This window comes from Streptomyces sp. NPDC026417 (assembly GCF_055567695.1).
The window spans coordinates 193,155-207,556 of the sequence record NZ_JBVHPY010000010.1 but is presented as its reverse complement, the minus strand read 5'-3'; the positions used below and the strand labels follow the sequence as shown (position 1 = coordinate 207,556).

The 14,402-nt window shown below is 73.3% G+C and carries 14 protein-coding genes; 7 read left to right on the top strand and 7 right to left on the bottom strand.

Going from position 1 to position 14,402, the window contains the following annotated elements:
* Window positions 1-74 precede the first annotated feature (74 nt).
* Window positions 75-905, bottom strand: a complete 831-nt coding sequence (locus ACZ4NT_RS18325; protein WP_121403599.1) for a serine protease — start codon at window positions 903-905, stop codon at window positions 75-77.
* A 375-nt stretch (window positions 906-1,280) separates the two neighbouring features.
* Between ACZ4NT_RS18325 and ACZ4NT_RS18320 the strand changes: the two genes are divergently transcribed.
* On the top strand, window positions 1,281-2,180 hold the full coding sequence (locus tag ACZ4NT_RS18320) for a hypothetical protein (protein ID WP_467726287.1): 900 nt from the start codon (window positions 1,281-1,283) through the stop codon (window positions 2,178-2,180).
* A gap of 51 nt (window positions 2,181-2,231) precedes the next feature.
* On the opposite strand, the gene ACZ4NT_RS18315 is transcribed toward ACZ4NT_RS18320, so the two are convergent.
* The gene (locus tag ACZ4NT_RS18315; RefSeq protein WP_467726285.1) at window positions 2,232-3,152 is read right to left on the bottom strand and encodes an SDR family oxidoreductase; all 921 of its coding nucleotides are present in this window, start codon (window positions 3,150-3,152) and stop codon (window positions 2,232-2,234) included.
* Between the two features lies 1 nt (window position 3,153).
* On the bottom strand, window positions 3,154-3,894 hold the full coding sequence (locus tag ACZ4NT_RS18310; RefSeq protein ID WP_467726365.1) for an SDR family oxidoreductase: 741 nt from the start codon (window positions 3,892-3,894) through the stop codon (window positions 3,154-3,156).
* Window positions 3,895-3,986: 92 nt separating this feature from the next.
* Between ACZ4NT_RS18310 and ACZ4NT_RS18305 the strand changes: the two genes are divergently transcribed.
* Genes ACZ4NT_RS18305 through ACZ4NT_RS18290 form a run of 4 tightly spaced genes read left to right on the top strand, consistent with a single transcriptional unit; the run spans window position 3,987 to window position 7,499 of the window.
* Complete coding sequence (locus tag ACZ4NT_RS18305) at window positions 3,987-4,745, top strand: enoyl-CoA hydratase family protein (protein ID WP_121403596.1); 759 nt, start codon at window positions 3,987-3,989, stop codon at window positions 4,743-4,745.
* On the top strand, window positions 4,742-5,608 hold the full coding sequence (locus tag ACZ4NT_RS18300; RefSeq protein WP_467726283.1) for a CoA transferase subunit A: 867 nt from the start codon (window positions 4,742-4,744) through the stop codon (window positions 5,606-5,608). The genes ACZ4NT_RS18305 and ACZ4NT_RS18300 overlap by 4 nt, the downstream gene beginning before the upstream one ends.
* On the top strand, window positions 5,605-6,417 hold the full coding sequence (locus tag ACZ4NT_RS18295; RefSeq protein ID WP_467726282.1) for a CoA-transferase subunit beta: 813 nt from the start codon (window positions 5,605-5,607) through the stop codon (window positions 6,415-6,417). The genes ACZ4NT_RS18300 and ACZ4NT_RS18295 overlap by 4 nt, the downstream gene beginning before the upstream one ends.
* Entirely contained in the window at window positions 6,417-7,499 is a 1,083-nt protein-coding gene (locus ACZ4NT_RS18290) for an NAD(P)H-dependent flavin oxidoreductase (RefSeq protein ID WP_467726280.1), read from the top strand. Before ACZ4NT_RS18295 ends, ACZ4NT_RS18290 begins: the two co-directional genes overlap by 1 nt.
* Before the next feature lie 296 nt (window positions 7,500-7,795).
* Here ACZ4NT_RS18290 and ACZ4NT_RS18285 read toward each other — a convergent pair whose 3' ends face one another.
* Genes ACZ4NT_RS18285 through ACZ4NT_RS18275 form a run of 3 tightly spaced genes read right to left on the bottom strand, consistent with a single transcriptional unit; the run spans window position 7,796 to window position 10,408 of the window.
* Window positions 7,796-8,953, bottom strand: a complete 1,158-nt coding sequence (locus tag ACZ4NT_RS18285) for an acetyl-CoA C-acetyltransferase (protein ID WP_121403592.1) — start codon at window positions 8,951-8,953, stop codon at window positions 7,796-7,798.
* Window positions 8,954-8,971: 18 nt separating this feature from the next.
* The gene (locus ACZ4NT_RS18280; RefSeq protein ID WP_121403591.1) at window positions 8,972-9,586 is read right to left on the bottom strand and encodes a TetR-type transcription factor C-terminal domain-containing protein; all 615 of its coding nucleotides are present in this window, start codon (window positions 9,584-9,586) and stop codon (window positions 8,972-8,974) included.
* Between the two features lie 30 nt (window positions 9,587-9,616).
* Complete coding sequence (locus ACZ4NT_RS18275; protein WP_467726278.1) at window positions 9,617-10,408, bottom strand: SDR family oxidoreductase; 792 nt, start codon at window positions 10,406-10,408, stop codon at window positions 9,617-9,619.
* A 145-nt stretch (window positions 10,409-10,553) separates the two neighbouring features.
* Between ACZ4NT_RS18275 and ACZ4NT_RS18270 the strand changes: the two genes are divergently transcribed.
* Entirely contained in the window at window positions 10,554-11,699 is a 1,146-nt protein-coding gene (locus ACZ4NT_RS18270) for an acyl-CoA dehydrogenase family protein (protein WP_467726277.1), read from the top strand.
* Complete coding sequence (locus tag ACZ4NT_RS18265; protein ID WP_467726276.1) at window positions 11,699-12,679, top strand: acyl-CoA dehydrogenase family protein; 981 nt, start codon at window positions 11,699-11,701, stop codon at window positions 12,677-12,679. The genes ACZ4NT_RS18270 and ACZ4NT_RS18265 overlap by 1 nt, the downstream gene beginning before the upstream one ends.
* On the opposite strand, the gene qcrB is transcribed toward ACZ4NT_RS18265, so the two are convergent.
* On the bottom strand, window positions 12,654-14,315 hold the full coding sequence (gene qcrB, locus ACZ4NT_RS18260) for a cytochrome bc1 complex cytochrome b subunit (RefSeq protein WP_467726274.1): 1,662 nt from the start codon (window positions 14,313-14,315) through the stop codon (window positions 12,654-12,656). The two genes, ACZ4NT_RS18265 and qcrB, sit on opposite strands and share 26 nt — an antisense overlap.
* Between the last annotated feature and the right edge of the window lie 87 nt (window positions 14,316-14,402).

Here is a 14,402-nt window from a genome sequence, read left to right as displayed (position 1 = left end):
TGCATCCGGTGTGCCGAAGCGCGGAGCCGTGCCGTGGCCCCGGTGGCCGTCAGCCGTCAGCCGTCAGCCGGGGGTTACAGACCGGCCGCCGCCCGGGCTATGTCCGCTGCGAAGGTCGACACCTCGCTGTAGACGCCGGGATACCCGGCCCGCGCGCAGCCCTCGCCCCAGCTGACGATCCCGACCTGGAGGTAGGCGCCGGTGTCGTCCTTGCGGAACATGGGCCCGCCGGAGTCGCCCTGGCAGGTGTCGACCCCGCCCTGCGGGAAGCCCGCGCAGATCTCGTCACCGGGGACGAGGTCGCTCCCGTACGCCTGCCGGCAGGTGGCGTCGTCGACGAACGGGACGGTCGCCTTGAGCAGGTACCGCTGCTGTGCGCCGCCCTCGCGCGCGGCGCCCCATCCGGCGACGGTGAAGTTTCCGCTGTTGTACGCGGTGGTGGTGGCGATCTTCAGGGTGGGCAGCTCGATCGGCCGGGCGAGCTTGATGAGCGCCCAGTCCTTGCCCTTGCCGTTGTACCCGGGGGCCCGGAGCACCTTGGTCGACCTGACCTTGGTCGCGCTGCCGCTCTGGAGGTCGACGACGCCGGCCGTGGCGGTGATGGACGTGTTGGTGCCGGAGCCGTTCACGCAGTGGGCGGCGGTCAGGACGACGTCCTTGGCGTACAGGGCGCCGCCGCAGCCCATGGAGAGGCGGACCATGAACGGGAACTCGCCCTGCGCGGCGCGGGTTCCGCCGACGACCGGCTGGGGAGCGGCCTGCGCGGACAGCGGCTGGAGGGAGACGGCGGCGAGGGCCACGGCACCGGCCGCGAGCAGCCGTCTGAGCCCGGTGAGATGACGGAGAGACTTCAACGTGCTTCCTTTCGTGGGGGGTTGCACAAGGAAGCGGAGCCCGTATGGCATGACCCCGCCAACGCGCGGTTGGATTATCGAGAGCCCCGCGGCCACCCCACAAGGCGACCTTTCCGGCCACGCCCCCACCGGCTTCGCCGTGTCGCGCCTGCCGGCGCCCGCGGGACGCATCGACCGCGTGCCACCCGGGCCCCACCGACCCCTTCGACCGCGCACCCACCCGCTGCATCGACCGCGCACCCCGCCCCGGCCCCGCCGGCCCCTCGACCGCGCACTCCGCCCGGGGCCCCGGGCCGAGACCGTCGGCCGGCCCACCGCCCGCCCCGCCCCGCGGCGATGCCTCCCCGCGGCGCCCGGCGCTCTAGAGTGGAGACGGGAGTCCAGGCCTTGCCAGGGCCTGTTCCGGCGTCTTCAGGGGGTGCGGACGTGGCGAACGGCGGACCGGTCGAGCACGGCTACCCGCACCTGGACACCGTGCGGGCGGCGATCACCGCGCTCTACAAACGGCTGTCCTACGACACCGTCCGCACCTTCGCGAGCAGCGTGGCCCCCGCCGACGTGGCCTTCTGCGACACCGACGACCTGCACCTGGGCGCCCAGCGCGTGGCACGCGAGATGGTGCGCCACTACCGGCTGCCGGACGCCCGGATGGTCGTCGGCTTCCGCGAGATGACGCATGCGGCGAACGTCGAACTCACCGCCGGGCCGGAGTACTTCGTCGAACTGAACGACCGCTTCCGCAGCCATCGGCGCGACATCGGCGCCGCCCTCGCCCACGAGGTGATGCACGTCTACCTGCACCGCCTGGACCTCGCCTTCCCCGGCACCCGGGACAACGAGATCCTCACGGACACGGCGGCGGCGTATCTCGGCGCGGGCTGGCTCCTGCTGGACGCCTTCCGCGAGGACGCGGCCTCCTCGCAGAAGCTCGGTTACCTCACACCGGAGGAGTTCGGTTACGTCCTGGCCAAGCGCGCCCTGGTCTTCGGGGAGGATCCGTCGATCTGGTTCACCAGTCCGCAGGCGTACACCGCGTACACCAAGGGCATGGCCCAGGCCCGTCGCGACGAGCAGCAGCCCCCGCTGACCGCGGCCGGCTGGGCGGGCCGCCGCCGCTACGCGAAGGACCGCCGTCACGCCCAGGACCACCGGTCGGCGCCGCAGCCCGCGCCGGACGCCCGCTACTCCTTCACCCCGGACAGCGGCGGTCCCCTCCGCGTCTCCTTCCCCTGCCCCACCTGCCACCAGCGGATCCGCGTCCCGGTGCGCGGCCGCGTACGGGCCCGCTGCGCCCTGTGCCGGACGGTGCTGGAGTGCGACACCTGACCCGGCCGTCCCGGGCCCGTCCCGGTGGACCGCGGGCCGGCCATCCGCGCCCTACGAGGTGCCGTACACGGGCACCGGTGCCACCGCTTCCGCCAGCAGCTCCCGCGCCGTCTCCCCGGCCTGTGCGGGCGTCCACCGCGCGCCCTTGTCGGCGGTGGGGCCGGGGCGCCAGCCCTCCATCACCGTGATGCGTCCGCCCTCGGCCTCGAAGACCCGTCCGGTGACACCCGTGCAGTGTGCGGAACCGAGCCAGACGACCAGCGGCGACACGTTCTCGGGCGCCATCGCGTCGAAGGCGTCGGGGGTGCCGGGCGCGGCCATGGTCCGGGCGAAGGCCCGCTCGGTCATCCGGGTACGGGCCGCGGGCGCGATCGCGTTGACCTGGACGCCGTACCGTCCGAGTTCGGCGGCGGCGACCAGGGTCAGCCCGACGATCCCGGCCTTCGCGGCGCTGTAGTTCCCCTGTCCGACCGACCCCGCGAGGCCCGCGCCGCTGCTGGTGTTGACGATCCGGGCCCGCGGCGGACGGCCCGCCTTCGTCTCGGCGCGCCAGTGCGCGGCCGCGTGCCTGAGCGGCAGGAAGTGCCCCGTGAGATGGACGCGCAGCACGGCGTCCCAGTCGTCCTCGTCGAGGTTGACGAGCATCCGGTCGCGCAGGAAACCGGCGTTGTTGACCAGGGTGTCCAGGCGCCCGTAAGTGTCCAGGGCGGTGCGGATGAGGGACGCGGCGCCGTCGGCCGTGGCGACGTCGCCGCCGTGGGCCACCGCCGTGCCGCCCGCGGCGCGGATCTCCTCGGCCACCCGCACGGCCGGGCTGTCCGGGTCCGGGGTGCCGTCCAGGCCGACCCCGAGGTCGTTGACGACGACGTGCGCGCCCTCGGCCGCGAACGCGAGGGCGTGCGCCCGGCCGAGCCCGCGGCCCGCGCCCGTCACCACCACGACCCGCCCCTCGCACAGCAGCGGTGCGCTCATCTCAGCTCCCCTTGTTGACGGTTGCGGCATCGAGGAAGGCGGGCCGTTCCCCGCCGCCGTGCACGAGCAGGCTCGCGCCGCTGATGTACGCCGCGGCGTCGGAGGCGAGGAAGACGGCGGCCCGGCCCACGTCGGCGGGTTCGGCGAGCCGGCCCAGCGGGACGGTCCGGGCGACGGCGGCGAGCCCGTCCTCGCCGCCGTAGTGCAGGGACGACCGCTCGGTGCGGACCATGCCGACGACCAGGGTGTTGACCCGGATGTCGGGGGCCCACTCGACCGCCATCGAGCGGGCCAGGCTCTCCAGTCCGGCCTTGGCCGCTCCGTACGCCGCCGTGCCGGGCGACGGTCGGCCGCCGCTCACGCTGCCGATCATCACGATCGCGCCGCGGGCCCGAAGGAGCCGGCTGCGCGCGGCGAGCGAGGCGGTCAGCGGCGCGGTGAGGTTGAGCTCGATCACGCGGGCGTGCCGTTCGGCCTCGGAGTCGGCGAGCAGCCGGTGGGGGGTGCCGCCGGCGTTGTTGACCAGGACGTCGACCCGGTCGAGTCCCTCGAAGAAGTCGCGGACGGCGAGGGGGTCGCGCAGGTCCAGGGCGGTGTGGGCGACGCCCGGCAGGGGGCGCGGAGGCGGCCTGCGCGCGCAGGTCACGACCTCGGCGCCCGCTGCGGCGAAGGCGCGCGCGATCCCGGCGCCGACTCCGCGGGTGCCGCCGGTGACGACGACGGTCCTGCCGCCGAGATCCACGTTGTCCACAGGGCCTCCCGCTCGGATCGGTTCGCTGCTAGCTTCGGCAGTGCACCTAACAAACGTTTGGTGGAAAGGTAGCTGATGCGCCCATGGGTGTCTCCACCTCGTCCCCGGAAAAGGGGATTTCCGTCGTCACGGTCGACTACCCGCCGGTGAACGCGCTGCCGGTGCGGGGCTGGTTCGCCCTGGCCGACGCCGTGCGGTCGGCGGGCCGCGACCCCGGGATCCGCTGCGTCGTGCTGCGGGCCGAGGGCCGCGGTTTCAACGCGGGCGTCGACATCAAGGAGATGCAGCGGGACACCGAGGGGCACCGCGCGCTCATCGGGGCGAACCGCGGCTGCTTCGAGGCGTTCGCCGCGGTCTACGAGTGCGAGGTGCCCGTCGTCGCCGCAGTGCACGGCTTCTGCCTGGGCGGCGGCATAGGCCTGGTGGGGAACGCGGACGCGATCGTGGCGAGCGAGGACGCCACGTTCGGGCTGCCCGAGCTGGACCGGGGCGCCCTCGGGGCGGCCACGCATCTGGCCCGGCTGGTGCCGCCTCATCTGATGCGGGTCCTGTACTTCACCTCGCGCACCGCGACCGCGGCCGAGCTGCATGCGCACGGCTCGGTCTGGAAGGTCGTGCCACGCGACCGCCTGCACGACCAGGCGCTGGAGCTGGCCCGGGAGATGGCCGCCAAGGACGGCGGTCTGATCCGGCTGGCCAAGGCCGCCATCAACGGCATCGACCCCGTCGACGTGCGCCGCAGCTACCGCTTCGAGCAGGGCTTCACCTTCGAGGCCAACCTCAGCGGAGTCGCCGGGCGGGTCCGCGAGAGCTTCGGCAGGCGGGAGGAGGAGGCGCGGTGAGCGACAAGACGATGTCCGCAGAGGAGGCCGTCGGCCGCCTGGAGAGCGGGATGACACTCGGCATCGGCGGCTGGGGCTCGCGCCGCAAGCCGATGGCCCTGGTGAGAGCGCTGCTGCGGTCCGGGATCACCGATCTCACCGTCGTCTCCTGCGGCGGCCCGGACGTCGGGCTGCTCGCCGCCGCCGGGCGGATCCGCCGGCTCGTCACCGCCTTCGTGACCCTCGACTCGATCCCCCTCGAACCGCACTACCGCGCGGCGCGGCAGCGGGCCGCCTTCAAGCTGACGGAAGTGGACGAGGCGATGTTCCTGTGGGGACTGCACGCGGCGGCGAACCGGCTGCCGTTCCTGCCGGTGCGGGCCGGGATCGGCTCGGACGTGATGCGGGTCAACCCGGACCTGCGCACGGTCACTTCGCCCTACGCCGACCCCTCGACGGGCCTCCGCGAGGAGTTCGTCGCCATGCCCGCCCTGCGCCTGGACGCGGCGCTCGTCCACATGAACCGCGCGGACCGCCTGGGCAACGGCCAGTACCTGGGCCCCGACCCGTACTTCGACGACCTGTTCTGCGAGGCGGCCGACGCGGCCTACGTCTCGTGCGAGCGGCTCGTGGACACCGCGGAGCTGACCAAGGAGGCCGACCCCCGGACACTGCTGCTGAAGCGTTCGTACGTGACGGGTGTGATCGAGACACCGAACGGCGCGCACTTCACCTCCTGCGTGCCGGACCACGGCCGCGACGAGGCCTTCCAGAAGCTGTACGCGACCACGCCGTACGCCGAGTTCGCCGAGCGCTTCCTCGGCGGCGACGAACAGGCCTACCAGCATGCCGTCCGGGCCTGGCAGAAGGAGCGGACCTCATGAGCACACCCGCGGCACCACCACCGCCCACCGGGAACGCGGCAGGGGCCCCGCCCTCCCGTGCCGAGTACTGCGTGATCGCGTGCGCCGAGGCCTGGCGGGGCGACGGCGAGGTGATCGCCTCCCCGATGGGCGCGATCCCGTCCCTGGGCGCCCGTCTCGCCAGGCTCACCTTCGCACCCGACCTGCTGCTGACGGACGGCGAGGCGATGCTCGTCCGGCCGGACGGCACGCCGGAGGGCTGGTTGCCGTACCGGCAGCACCTGGCCATGGTGACCGGCGGCCGGCGGCACGTGATGATGGGTGCGAGCCAGCTCGACCGCTTCGGCAACCAGAACATCTCGTGCATCGGCGACTGGTCCCGGCCCGCCCGCCAGCTGCTCGGCATGCGGGGCGCCCCGGTCAACACGCTGAACAACCCGACCAGTTACTGGGTTCCGAGACACTCCCGGCGCATCTTCGTCGCGGCGGTCGACGTCGTGTGCGGGGTGGGGTACGACCGGGCCGCGGCGGCGGGCCCGAGCGCCACCCGTTTCCACGGCCTCCGGCGCGTCGTGTCCGACCTCGGCGTCTTCGACTTCGCGACCCCCGACCACTCGATGCGCCTCGTCTGCACTCATCCCGGCGTCACGGTCGAGCAGGTCGAGGCGGCGACCGGCTTCCGGCTCCATGTCCCCGACCAGGTGCCCCACACCCGTGAACCGACGTCCGACGAGAGGGAGTTGCTGCGCGAGGTGCTCGACCCGGAGGGTGCCCGCGACCGCGAGGTCGCCGATCCCGGTGCCGCCACCGGACGGCAGGCGGGGCGCTGATGGAGACGGCACTCACCCGGCTCGTCGGCGTCCGCCACCCCATCGTGCAGACCGGGATGGGCTGGGTGGCGGGCCCGCGGCTGGTCTCCGCCGCGGCGAACGCCGGCGCCCTCGGCATCCTGGCCTCCGCGACGATGACGCTCGACCGGCTGCGCGAGGCGATCCGCGAGGTCAGGTCCCGCACGGACGCGCCGTTCGGGGTGAACCTGCGTGCCGACGCCGGCGACGCGGGCGACCGGGTGCGGATCATCGTCGAGGAGGGGGTGCGCGTCGCCTCCTTCGCCCTCTCCCCCTCGCCCGAGCTGATCGCCGAGCTGAAGGCGGCGGGCGTCGTCGTCGTCCCCTCGGTCGGGGCGCGGCGGCATGCCGAGAAGGTGGCCGCCTGGGGCGCCGACGCGGTGATCGTGCAGGGCGGCGAGGGAGGTGGGCACACCGGCGAGGTGGCCACGTCCGTGCTGCTGCCCCAGGTGGTGGACGCCGTGGCCCTCCCGGTCGTCGCGGCGGGCGGCTTCCACGACGGGCGTGGTCTGGTGGCCGCACTGGCGTACGGGGCGGCGGGCGTGGCGATGGGCACCCGCTTCCTGCTGACGTCCGACTCGACGGTTCCGGCCGCCGTGAAGGCGCGGTACCTGGCGGCCACGGTCAAGGACGTCACGGTCACGACGGCCGTGGACGGTCTCCCGCACCGCATGCTGCGTTCCGGCCTCGTCGACTCCCTGGAGCGGTCGGGCCGTGCCGGGGCACTGGCCCGTGCCGTCCGGCGGGCAGCCAGGTTCCGGCGGATCTCCGGCCTCTCCTGGTCGGACATGGTCCGCGACGGTCTCGCCCTGAAGCACGGCAAGGACCTCACCTGGGGCCAGGTCCTGCTCGCCGCCAACACCCCCATGCTGCTCAGGGCCTCGATGGTCGACGGCCGCACGGACCTCGGGGTGATGGCGGCGGGGCAGGTCGCGGGCGTGATCGAGGACCTGCCCTCGTGCGCCGAGTTGGTCGACCGGGTGATGGCGCAGGCCCACGCGACCCTCCGCGCGCTGCCCGTGCCGGAGGACGGCACCGGGCCCGCGTCGTCCCCGGCCGGGTGAGCGGACCGGTGCGTCCGGCCCCCGGGACCACCCGGATGTCCGGGGCGCCCCGGTCGCCAGGAGCGACCGGCGCGGGGCCCTTGCCTAGGCCATCCGGCCTCGGCGCGGCCACGCCCGTGATCCGGCGCAGCGCTCCGGCGCAGGCGGTCCGTGGTGGGGCACCGGCCCACGCAGCCCGGCGTGGACGCGGTGCAGACACAGCCCGGCGCAGGCGTACCCGCACACGCAGCCCGGCATAGGCGCACCGGCGCAACCAGCCCGGCATGGCGGGCCCGCGCAGTCCCGCGTGGCGGGCCTCAGAGGCGTTCGATGATCGTCACGTTCGCCTGGCCGCCGCCCTCGCACATCGTCTGCAGGCCGAAGCGGCCACCGGTGCGCTCCAGTTCGTGCAGCAGGGTCGTCATCAGCTTCACGCCGGTGGCGCCGAGCGGGTGGCCGAGGGCGATCGCGCCGCCGTTGACGTTGACCTTCTCCGGATCCGCCCCCGTCTCCTTGAGCCAGGCGAGGACGACCGGCGCGAACGCCTCGTTGATCTCGACGAGGTCGATGTCGTCGATGGACATGCCGGTCTTCTTCAGGGCGTGGGCGGTGGCCGGGATGGGCGCGGACAGCATGCGGACGGGGTCCTCACCGCGTACGGAGAGGTGGTGCACCCGCGCTCGCGGCGTCAGCCCGTGTTCCCGCACCGCCCGCTCGGAGGCGAGCAGCATCGCGGCGGCGCCGTCGCTGACCTGCGAGGAGCACGCGGCGGTGATCGTGCCGCCGTCGACGACCGGTTTCAGGCCGGCCATCTTCTCCAGGGAGGTGTCCCGGCGCGGGCCCTCGTCGACCGCGACCTCTCCGTGGGCGACGGTCTCGCGCGCGAAGCGCCCCTCGTCGACGGCGCGCAGGGCACGCCGGTGCGAGCGCAGGGCGAACTCCTCCTGGTCGCGGCGGGTGATGCCCCACTTGGCGGCGATCAATTCGGCGCCGTGGAACTGGTTGACGGGCAGGTCGCCGTAGCGCGCCCGCCAGCCCGCGCTGCCCGCGAACGGGCCCTCGGTGAGGCCGAGCGGTTCGGCGGCCTGCCGGGACGCGAAAGCGATGGGGATCATGCTCATGTTCTGGACGCCGCCCGCGACCACCAGGTCCTGGGTGCCCGACAGGACGGCCTGGGCCGCGAAGTGGACGGCCTGCTGGGAGGATCCGCACTGCCGGTCGACGGTGACACCCGGCACCTCCTCGGGCAGCCCGGCCGCCAGCCAGCAGGTGCGCGCGATGTCCCCGGCCTGGGGCCCGACGGTGTCGAGGCATCCGAAGACGACGTCCTCGACGGCGGCGGGGTCCACCCCGCAGCGATCGACGAGGGCCGTGAGGACGTGGGCGCCCAGGTCCGCCGGATGCACCCCGGCCAGTCCCCCGCCCCGTCGCCCGACGGGGGTGCGGACCGCTTCGACGATGTAGGCCTCGGCCATGACGGTGTCCCTCCAGGGTCAGGTGTCGCGCAGGGAGATCCCGTCGAGCACCATCGACAGGTACTGCCGGGCGATCTCCTCCGGGCTGTGCTGTCCGCCGGGCCGGTACCAGGACGCGGCGACCCATACGGTGTCGCGCACGAACCGGTAGGCGAGCCGGATGTCCAGGTCGGCTCGGAAGACCTCGGCGGCGACGCCGCGCTCCAGGGTGCTCAGCCATGCCTTCTCGAAGTTGCGCTGCGAGTCGGCGAGGAAGGCGAACCGCTCCTGCGCGGCGAGGTGCCGGGACTCCTTCTGGTAGATCGCGACGGCGGCGCGGTGCCGGTCGATCTCCCGGAAGGACTCGGTGACGAGGGCCTCCAGGGTCTCCCTGGGGCCGAGTTCGGCGGTCAGGACGGTGTCGTAGCCGTCCCAGAGTTCGTCGAGGAAGGTCCGCAGGATCTCTTCCAGCATCGATTCCTTGGAGTCGAAGTGGTAGTAGAGACTGCCCGCGAGCATTCCGGCGTGGTCCGCGATCTTGCGTACGGTGGTGGCGTTGTAGCCCTGTTCGGCGAAGACCTCGGCGGCCGTGCCGAGGAGTTCACGGCGTCGCTCCGGTGACGCGGTCACCTGAGGCTTCTTCTTGGTAGGCACGGGTCCATTGTGGTCCTTCGCCCGGCGGTGCTATGCACGCCGGTTGCTGACGGACACGACCTCGCCCGTCATGTAGGACGAGTAGCCGGACGCCAGGAAGACGATCACGTTGGCCACCTCCCAGGGCTCGGCGTACCGGCCGAACGCCTCCTGGGCGGTGAGTTCCGCGAGGAGTTCGGGCGTGGTCACCTTCACCAGGTGCGGGTGCATGGCGAGGCTCGGCGCGACGGCGTTGACCCGCACCCCGTAGGCGGCGGCCTCCACGGCCGCACACCGGGTGAGTGCCATGACCCCGGCCTTGGCCGCCGCGTAGTGGGCCTGCCCGGCCTGGGCGCGCCAGCCGACGACGGAGGCGTTGTTGACGACGGTGCCGCCCCGGCCGTGCCGTCGCAGCAGGCGCAGCGCGGCCCGGGTGCACCGGAACGTGCCGTTCAGGGTCACGTCGAGCACCTTCGACCACTGCTCGTCCGTCATGTCGACCAGGGACGAAGTGCCGCCCAGACCGGCGTTGTTGACGACGACGTCCAGACCGCCGTGGAGCCGGGCGGCGGTGTCGAAGAGGGCCTGGACCTGGTCCTCCTCGGTCACGTCGCAGGGCAGGGCGGCGACGTTCGCGGCGCCGAACTCCCCGGCCAGGGCCGCGGCGGTGTCGTCGAGGCGCCGGGCGTGCGCGTCGCTGATCAGCACCCGTGCGCCCTCCTCCAGGAAGCGGCGGGCGGTGGCCCCGCCGATGCCGGCGCCGGCCGCGGCGGTGATGACGGCGGTGCGGCCGCTCAGCAGCCCGTGCCCGGGGACGTACGCCGGACTCTCGACGTCGCTCATGACCCCAAGCTAACCTACCAAACACTTGTTAGGGAAGGCGCCCGGCGGCGTCCCCGGCCCGGCACCGGCCCGAGCCCACCGCCACCCCGAGCCTCCCGGCCAGGACCCGCAACCGTCCCGAGCCCGCCGCCGAAAGGTGCCGCGCATGGATCTCACGCACTCCCCCGCCGACGAGGCGTTCCGCGCCGAGGCCCGGGCCTGGCTCGCCGCCCACGTCCCCCCGGACCCGCTCCCCTCCCTGGAGACGGCGGAGGGCTTCGCCGCCCACCGCGCCTGGGAGGCCGAACTCGCCGCGGACCGCTGGTCGGTGGTGTCCTGGCCGACGGCGTACGGCGGCCGGGACGCGGACGTCTTCCGCTGGCTCCTGTTCGAGGAGGAGTACTACGCGGCCGGCGCCCCGGGCCGGGTCGGCCAGAACGGCATCAGCCTGCTCGCCCCGACCCTGCTCGACCACGGCACCGAGGAGCAGCGCGCCCGCGTCCTGCCGCCCATGGCCCGCGGCGAGGTCGTCTGGGCGCAGGCGTGGTCCGAACCCGAGGCGGGGTCCGACCTCGCCTCCCTCACCTCCCGTGCGGTGCGGACCGCCGGCGGCTGGCTGCTGACCGGCCAGAAGACGTGGTCGTCGCGGGCGGCGTTCGCGGACCGGGCGTTCGGGCTGTTCCGCAGCGACCCGGACGCCCCGAAGCGGCACCAGGGACTGACGTATCTGATGTTCGACCTGCGCGCACCCGGTGTCACCGTCCGCCCCGTCGGCCGCCTCGACGGGAAGCCGGCGTTCGCGGAGATCTTCCTGGACGAGGTGTTCGTCCCGGACGAGGACGTGATCGGCGAGGTGGGCGGCGGCTGGCGGGTCGCCATGGCGACGGCGGGCAACGAACGCGGTCTCACGCTGCGCTCGCCGGGACGTTTCCTCGCCGCCGCCGACCGGCTGGCCGCGCTGTGGCGGGACACGGTGGCCCCGTCGGACACCGCTCTCGGGGACCGGGTGGCCGACGCGGTGATCGGCGCCCGCGCCTACCAGCTCTTCACCTGGGCCCACGCGTCCCGCCTCGCCGCGGGCGAGTCCCTCGGCCCCGAGTCCAGCCTCAACAAGCTCTTCTGGTCGGAGTACGACATCTCCCTGCACGAGACGGCACTCGATCTGCTGGGCGCGGAGGGGGAACCGGCCGACACCGGCTGGTCGCAGGGGTACGTCTTCTCCCTCGCCGGCCCCCTCTACGCGGGCACCAACGAGATCCAGCGCGACATCGTCGCCGAGCGGCTGCTCGGCCTGCCGAAGGGCCGCCGCTGATGCGATTCCTCCTCGACACCGAACAGCGTGCCTTCGCCCGCTCCCTGGACGCGATGCTGACGGCCGCGGACACCCCCGCCGTCGTCCGCGCCTGGGGGGCGGGCGACCGCGGGCCCGGACGCACCCTGTGGTCCCGGCTCGCCGACGCGGGCGTCCTCGCCCTGCCGGTGCCCGAGGCCTACGAGGGGGTCGGCCCGCTTCCCGTGGAACTCGCCGTCGCCTTCCTGGAGTTGGGGCGGCACGGGGTGCCCGGTCCGCTGGTGGAGACCGTGGCGTCGGCCGTACTGCTCGCGGACCTCGACGACCCGGGTCCGGCCAAGCGGCTGCTGCCGGCGCTGGCGTCGGGCGGCGCCGTCGCGACCCTCGCCCTCGGGGACGCGTACGCCCTGGACGGCGAGGCGGCCTCGGTGCTGCTCGTGGTGACCGGGGACGAACTGCGGGCGGCCCCCGGTCACGGCCCGGTGCGCGTCTCCCTGGACCGGGCCCGTCGGCTGACCCTCCCCCGGCCGGGGGGCGAGCTCCTCGCCGCCGGTCCCGACGTCGTCCGCGCGAGCGCCCGCGCCCTCGCCTGGGCCCGGCTCGCGACCGCCGCCCAGGCCCTCGGCGCCGGGCTCGCCCTGCTCGACCGGACGGTCGCGTACGTGGGGCGGCGTACCCAGTTCGGTGTCCCCGTGGGCTCGTTCCAGGCCGTCAAGCACCGGCTCGCCGACGCCACGACCGCCCTGGAGTTCGCCCGGCCGATGCTGTTCGGGGCCGCCGTCACACTGGACCCCGCCGACGTGGCCGCGGCCAAGGTCATGGCCTGCGAGGCCGCGTACACCACGGCACGGACCGCCCTGCAGCTGCACGGCGCCATCGGCTACACCGCCGAGTACGACCTCTCGCTCTGGCTCACCAAGGCCCGCGCCCTGCGGACGGCGTGGGGCTCGCCCTCCGCGTGCCGGGCCGCGGTGCTCAGTGGTGGTGGTCGCCGCTGGTGAGCTCCCGGTACTCCTCCTCCGTCGGCTTGGGGATCTGCGTCCCCGGCCCGTACATGGCCCGGGCCAGCCTGGCGCGCAGCCGGTGCGAGGGGGCCACCCGGCGGGTGACGCCGCCCCCGTCGACGAGCGGGCCCACCTCGTACGGCTCCGTCTGCTCGTGCTGGGTGAGGGTGAACCGCTGTGCCTGCGAGAGCGGTTCGTGGACCTCGACGTACTCGCCGTGCGGGAGGCGCTTGATGGTGCCCGACTCCCGGCCGTGCAGCACCTTCTCGCGGTCGCGGAGCTGCAGCCCCAGGCAGATGCGTTTGGTGACGACGAAGGCGAGCACCGGCCCGACGAAGAACGCGATCCGCACGAACCAGGTGATCGTGTTGATCGACAGGTGGAAGTGCGTGGCCCACAGGTCGTTGCCGCCGCCGATCAGCAGCACCGTGTACAGCGTGAGGAAGGCGACGCCGAGTCCGGTGCGCGTGGGCACGTTGCGCGGCCGGTCCAGGATGTGGTGCTCGCGTTTGTCGCCGGTGATCCACGCCTCGACGAACGGATAGGCGCCGATGGCGGTGAGGATGAGCGGGAAGAGCATGAAGGGGATGAAGACGCCCAGTTGCAGGGTGTGGCCCCAGGCGTTGATCTCCCATCCCGGCATCACCCGGATCAGTCCCTCGGAGAAGCCCAGGTACCAGTCGGGCTGGGCGCCGGTGGTGACCAGGTCGGGCCGGTAGGGCCCGAAGGCCCACACCGGGTTGATCGTCGCGATCGCCCCCATGAAGGACAGGACGCCGAAGACGAGGAAGAAGAAGCCGCCCGCCTTGGCGGCGTAGACCGGCATGAACGGCATGCCGACGACGGACTTCTCGTCCCGTCCGGGCCCGGGGTACTGCGTGTGCTTGTGGTAGAAGACCAGGGCGAGATGGGCGACCATCAGCCCCAGGATGATGCCGGGCAGCACCAGCACATGGATCGGGAACAGCCGCGGGATGATGTCGTGCCCCGGGAACTCCCCGCCGAAGAGGAAGAACGAGAGGTACGTTCCCACGATCGGTATCGACAGGATGGCGCCCTGGGCGAAGCGGATGCCGGTGCCGGACAGCAGGTCGTCCGGGAGCGAGTAGCCGGTGAGTCCGGTGATGAGCGCGAGCATCAGCATCGTCCAGCCGAACAGCCAGTTGACCTCGCGCGGTTTGCGGTACGCCCCGGTGAAGAACACCCGCATCATGTGCACGAGCATCCCGGCGAGGAAGACCAGCGCCGCCCAGTGGTGGATCTGCCGGATCAGCAGGCCGCCGCGCACGTCGAAGCTGATGTCGAGCGTCGACTCGTACGCCCGGGTCATGATGATCCCGTTCAGCGGCTCGTAGGAACCGTGGTAGACCACCTCGACGCCGCTCGGCTCGAAGAACAGGGTGAGGTAGACCCCCGTGAGGATCAGGATGATGAAGCTGTAGAGGCAGACCTCGCCCAGCATGAAGGACCAGTGGTCCGGAAACACCTTGCGCATCAGGAACTTGGCCTGCGGATAGAGGCCCACCCGGCCGTCCGCCCAGTCCGCCAGCCGTTCACCCTTGCCCGGCTGCGCGGTCCGCTCGGCCCGCGACGTCCCCGCACTCCGGCCGGGTTCGATCTCTTGTACGCCCATTGCCCCGCTCCCCTCGGACCACCCCAGGGTGTCACGCGAGCCCCACGAAGCCAACGGGGCCTGCCCGCAGGCGAGTTGACGAAAAAA

What these genes read in the sequence shown, in the direction of transcription:
- ACZ4NT_RS18325 (WP_121403599.1), bottom strand. Translation starts at nt 905, where the DNA reads ATGCCATACGGGCTCCGCTTCCTTGTGCAACCCCCCACGAAAGGAAGC.
- ACZ4NT_RS18285 (WP_121403592.1), bottom strand. Translation starts at nt 8,953, where the DNA reads ATGGCCGAGGCCTACATCGTCGAAGCGGTCCGCACCCCCGTCGGGCGA.
- ACZ4NT_RS18275 (WP_467726278.1), bottom strand. Translation starts at nt 10,408, where the DNA reads ATGAGCGACGTCGAGAGTCCGGCGTACGTCCCCGGGCACGGGCTGCTG.
- ACZ4NT_RS18265 (WP_467726276.1), top strand. Translation starts at nt 11,699, where the DNA reads ATGCGATTCCTCCTCGACACCGAACAGCGTGCCTTCGCCCGCTCCCTG.
- ACZ4NT_RS18315 (WP_467726285.1), bottom strand. Translation starts at nt 3,152, where the DNA reads ATGAGCGCACCGCTGCTGTGCGAGGGGCGGGTCGTGGTGGTGACGGGC.
- qcrB (WP_467726274.1), bottom strand. Translation starts at nt 14,315, where the DNA reads ATGGGCGTACAAGAGATCGAACCCGGCCGGAGTGCGGGGACGTCGCGG.
- ACZ4NT_RS18290 (WP_467726280.1), top strand. Translation starts at nt 6,417, where the DNA reads ATGGAGACGGCACTCACCCGGCTCGTCGGCGTCCGCCACCCCATCGTG.
- ACZ4NT_RS18270 (WP_467726277.1), top strand. Translation starts at nt 10,554, where the DNA reads ATGGATCTCACGCACTCCCCCGCCGACGAGGCGTTCCGCGCCGAGGCC.
- ACZ4NT_RS18305 (WP_121403596.1), top strand. Translation starts at nt 3,987, where the DNA reads ATGGGTGTCTCCACCTCGTCCCCGGAAAAGGGGATTTCCGTCGTCACG.
- ACZ4NT_RS18295 (WP_467726282.1), top strand. Translation starts at nt 5,605, where the DNA reads ATGAGCACACCCGCGGCACCACCACCGCCCACCGGGAACGCGGCAGGG.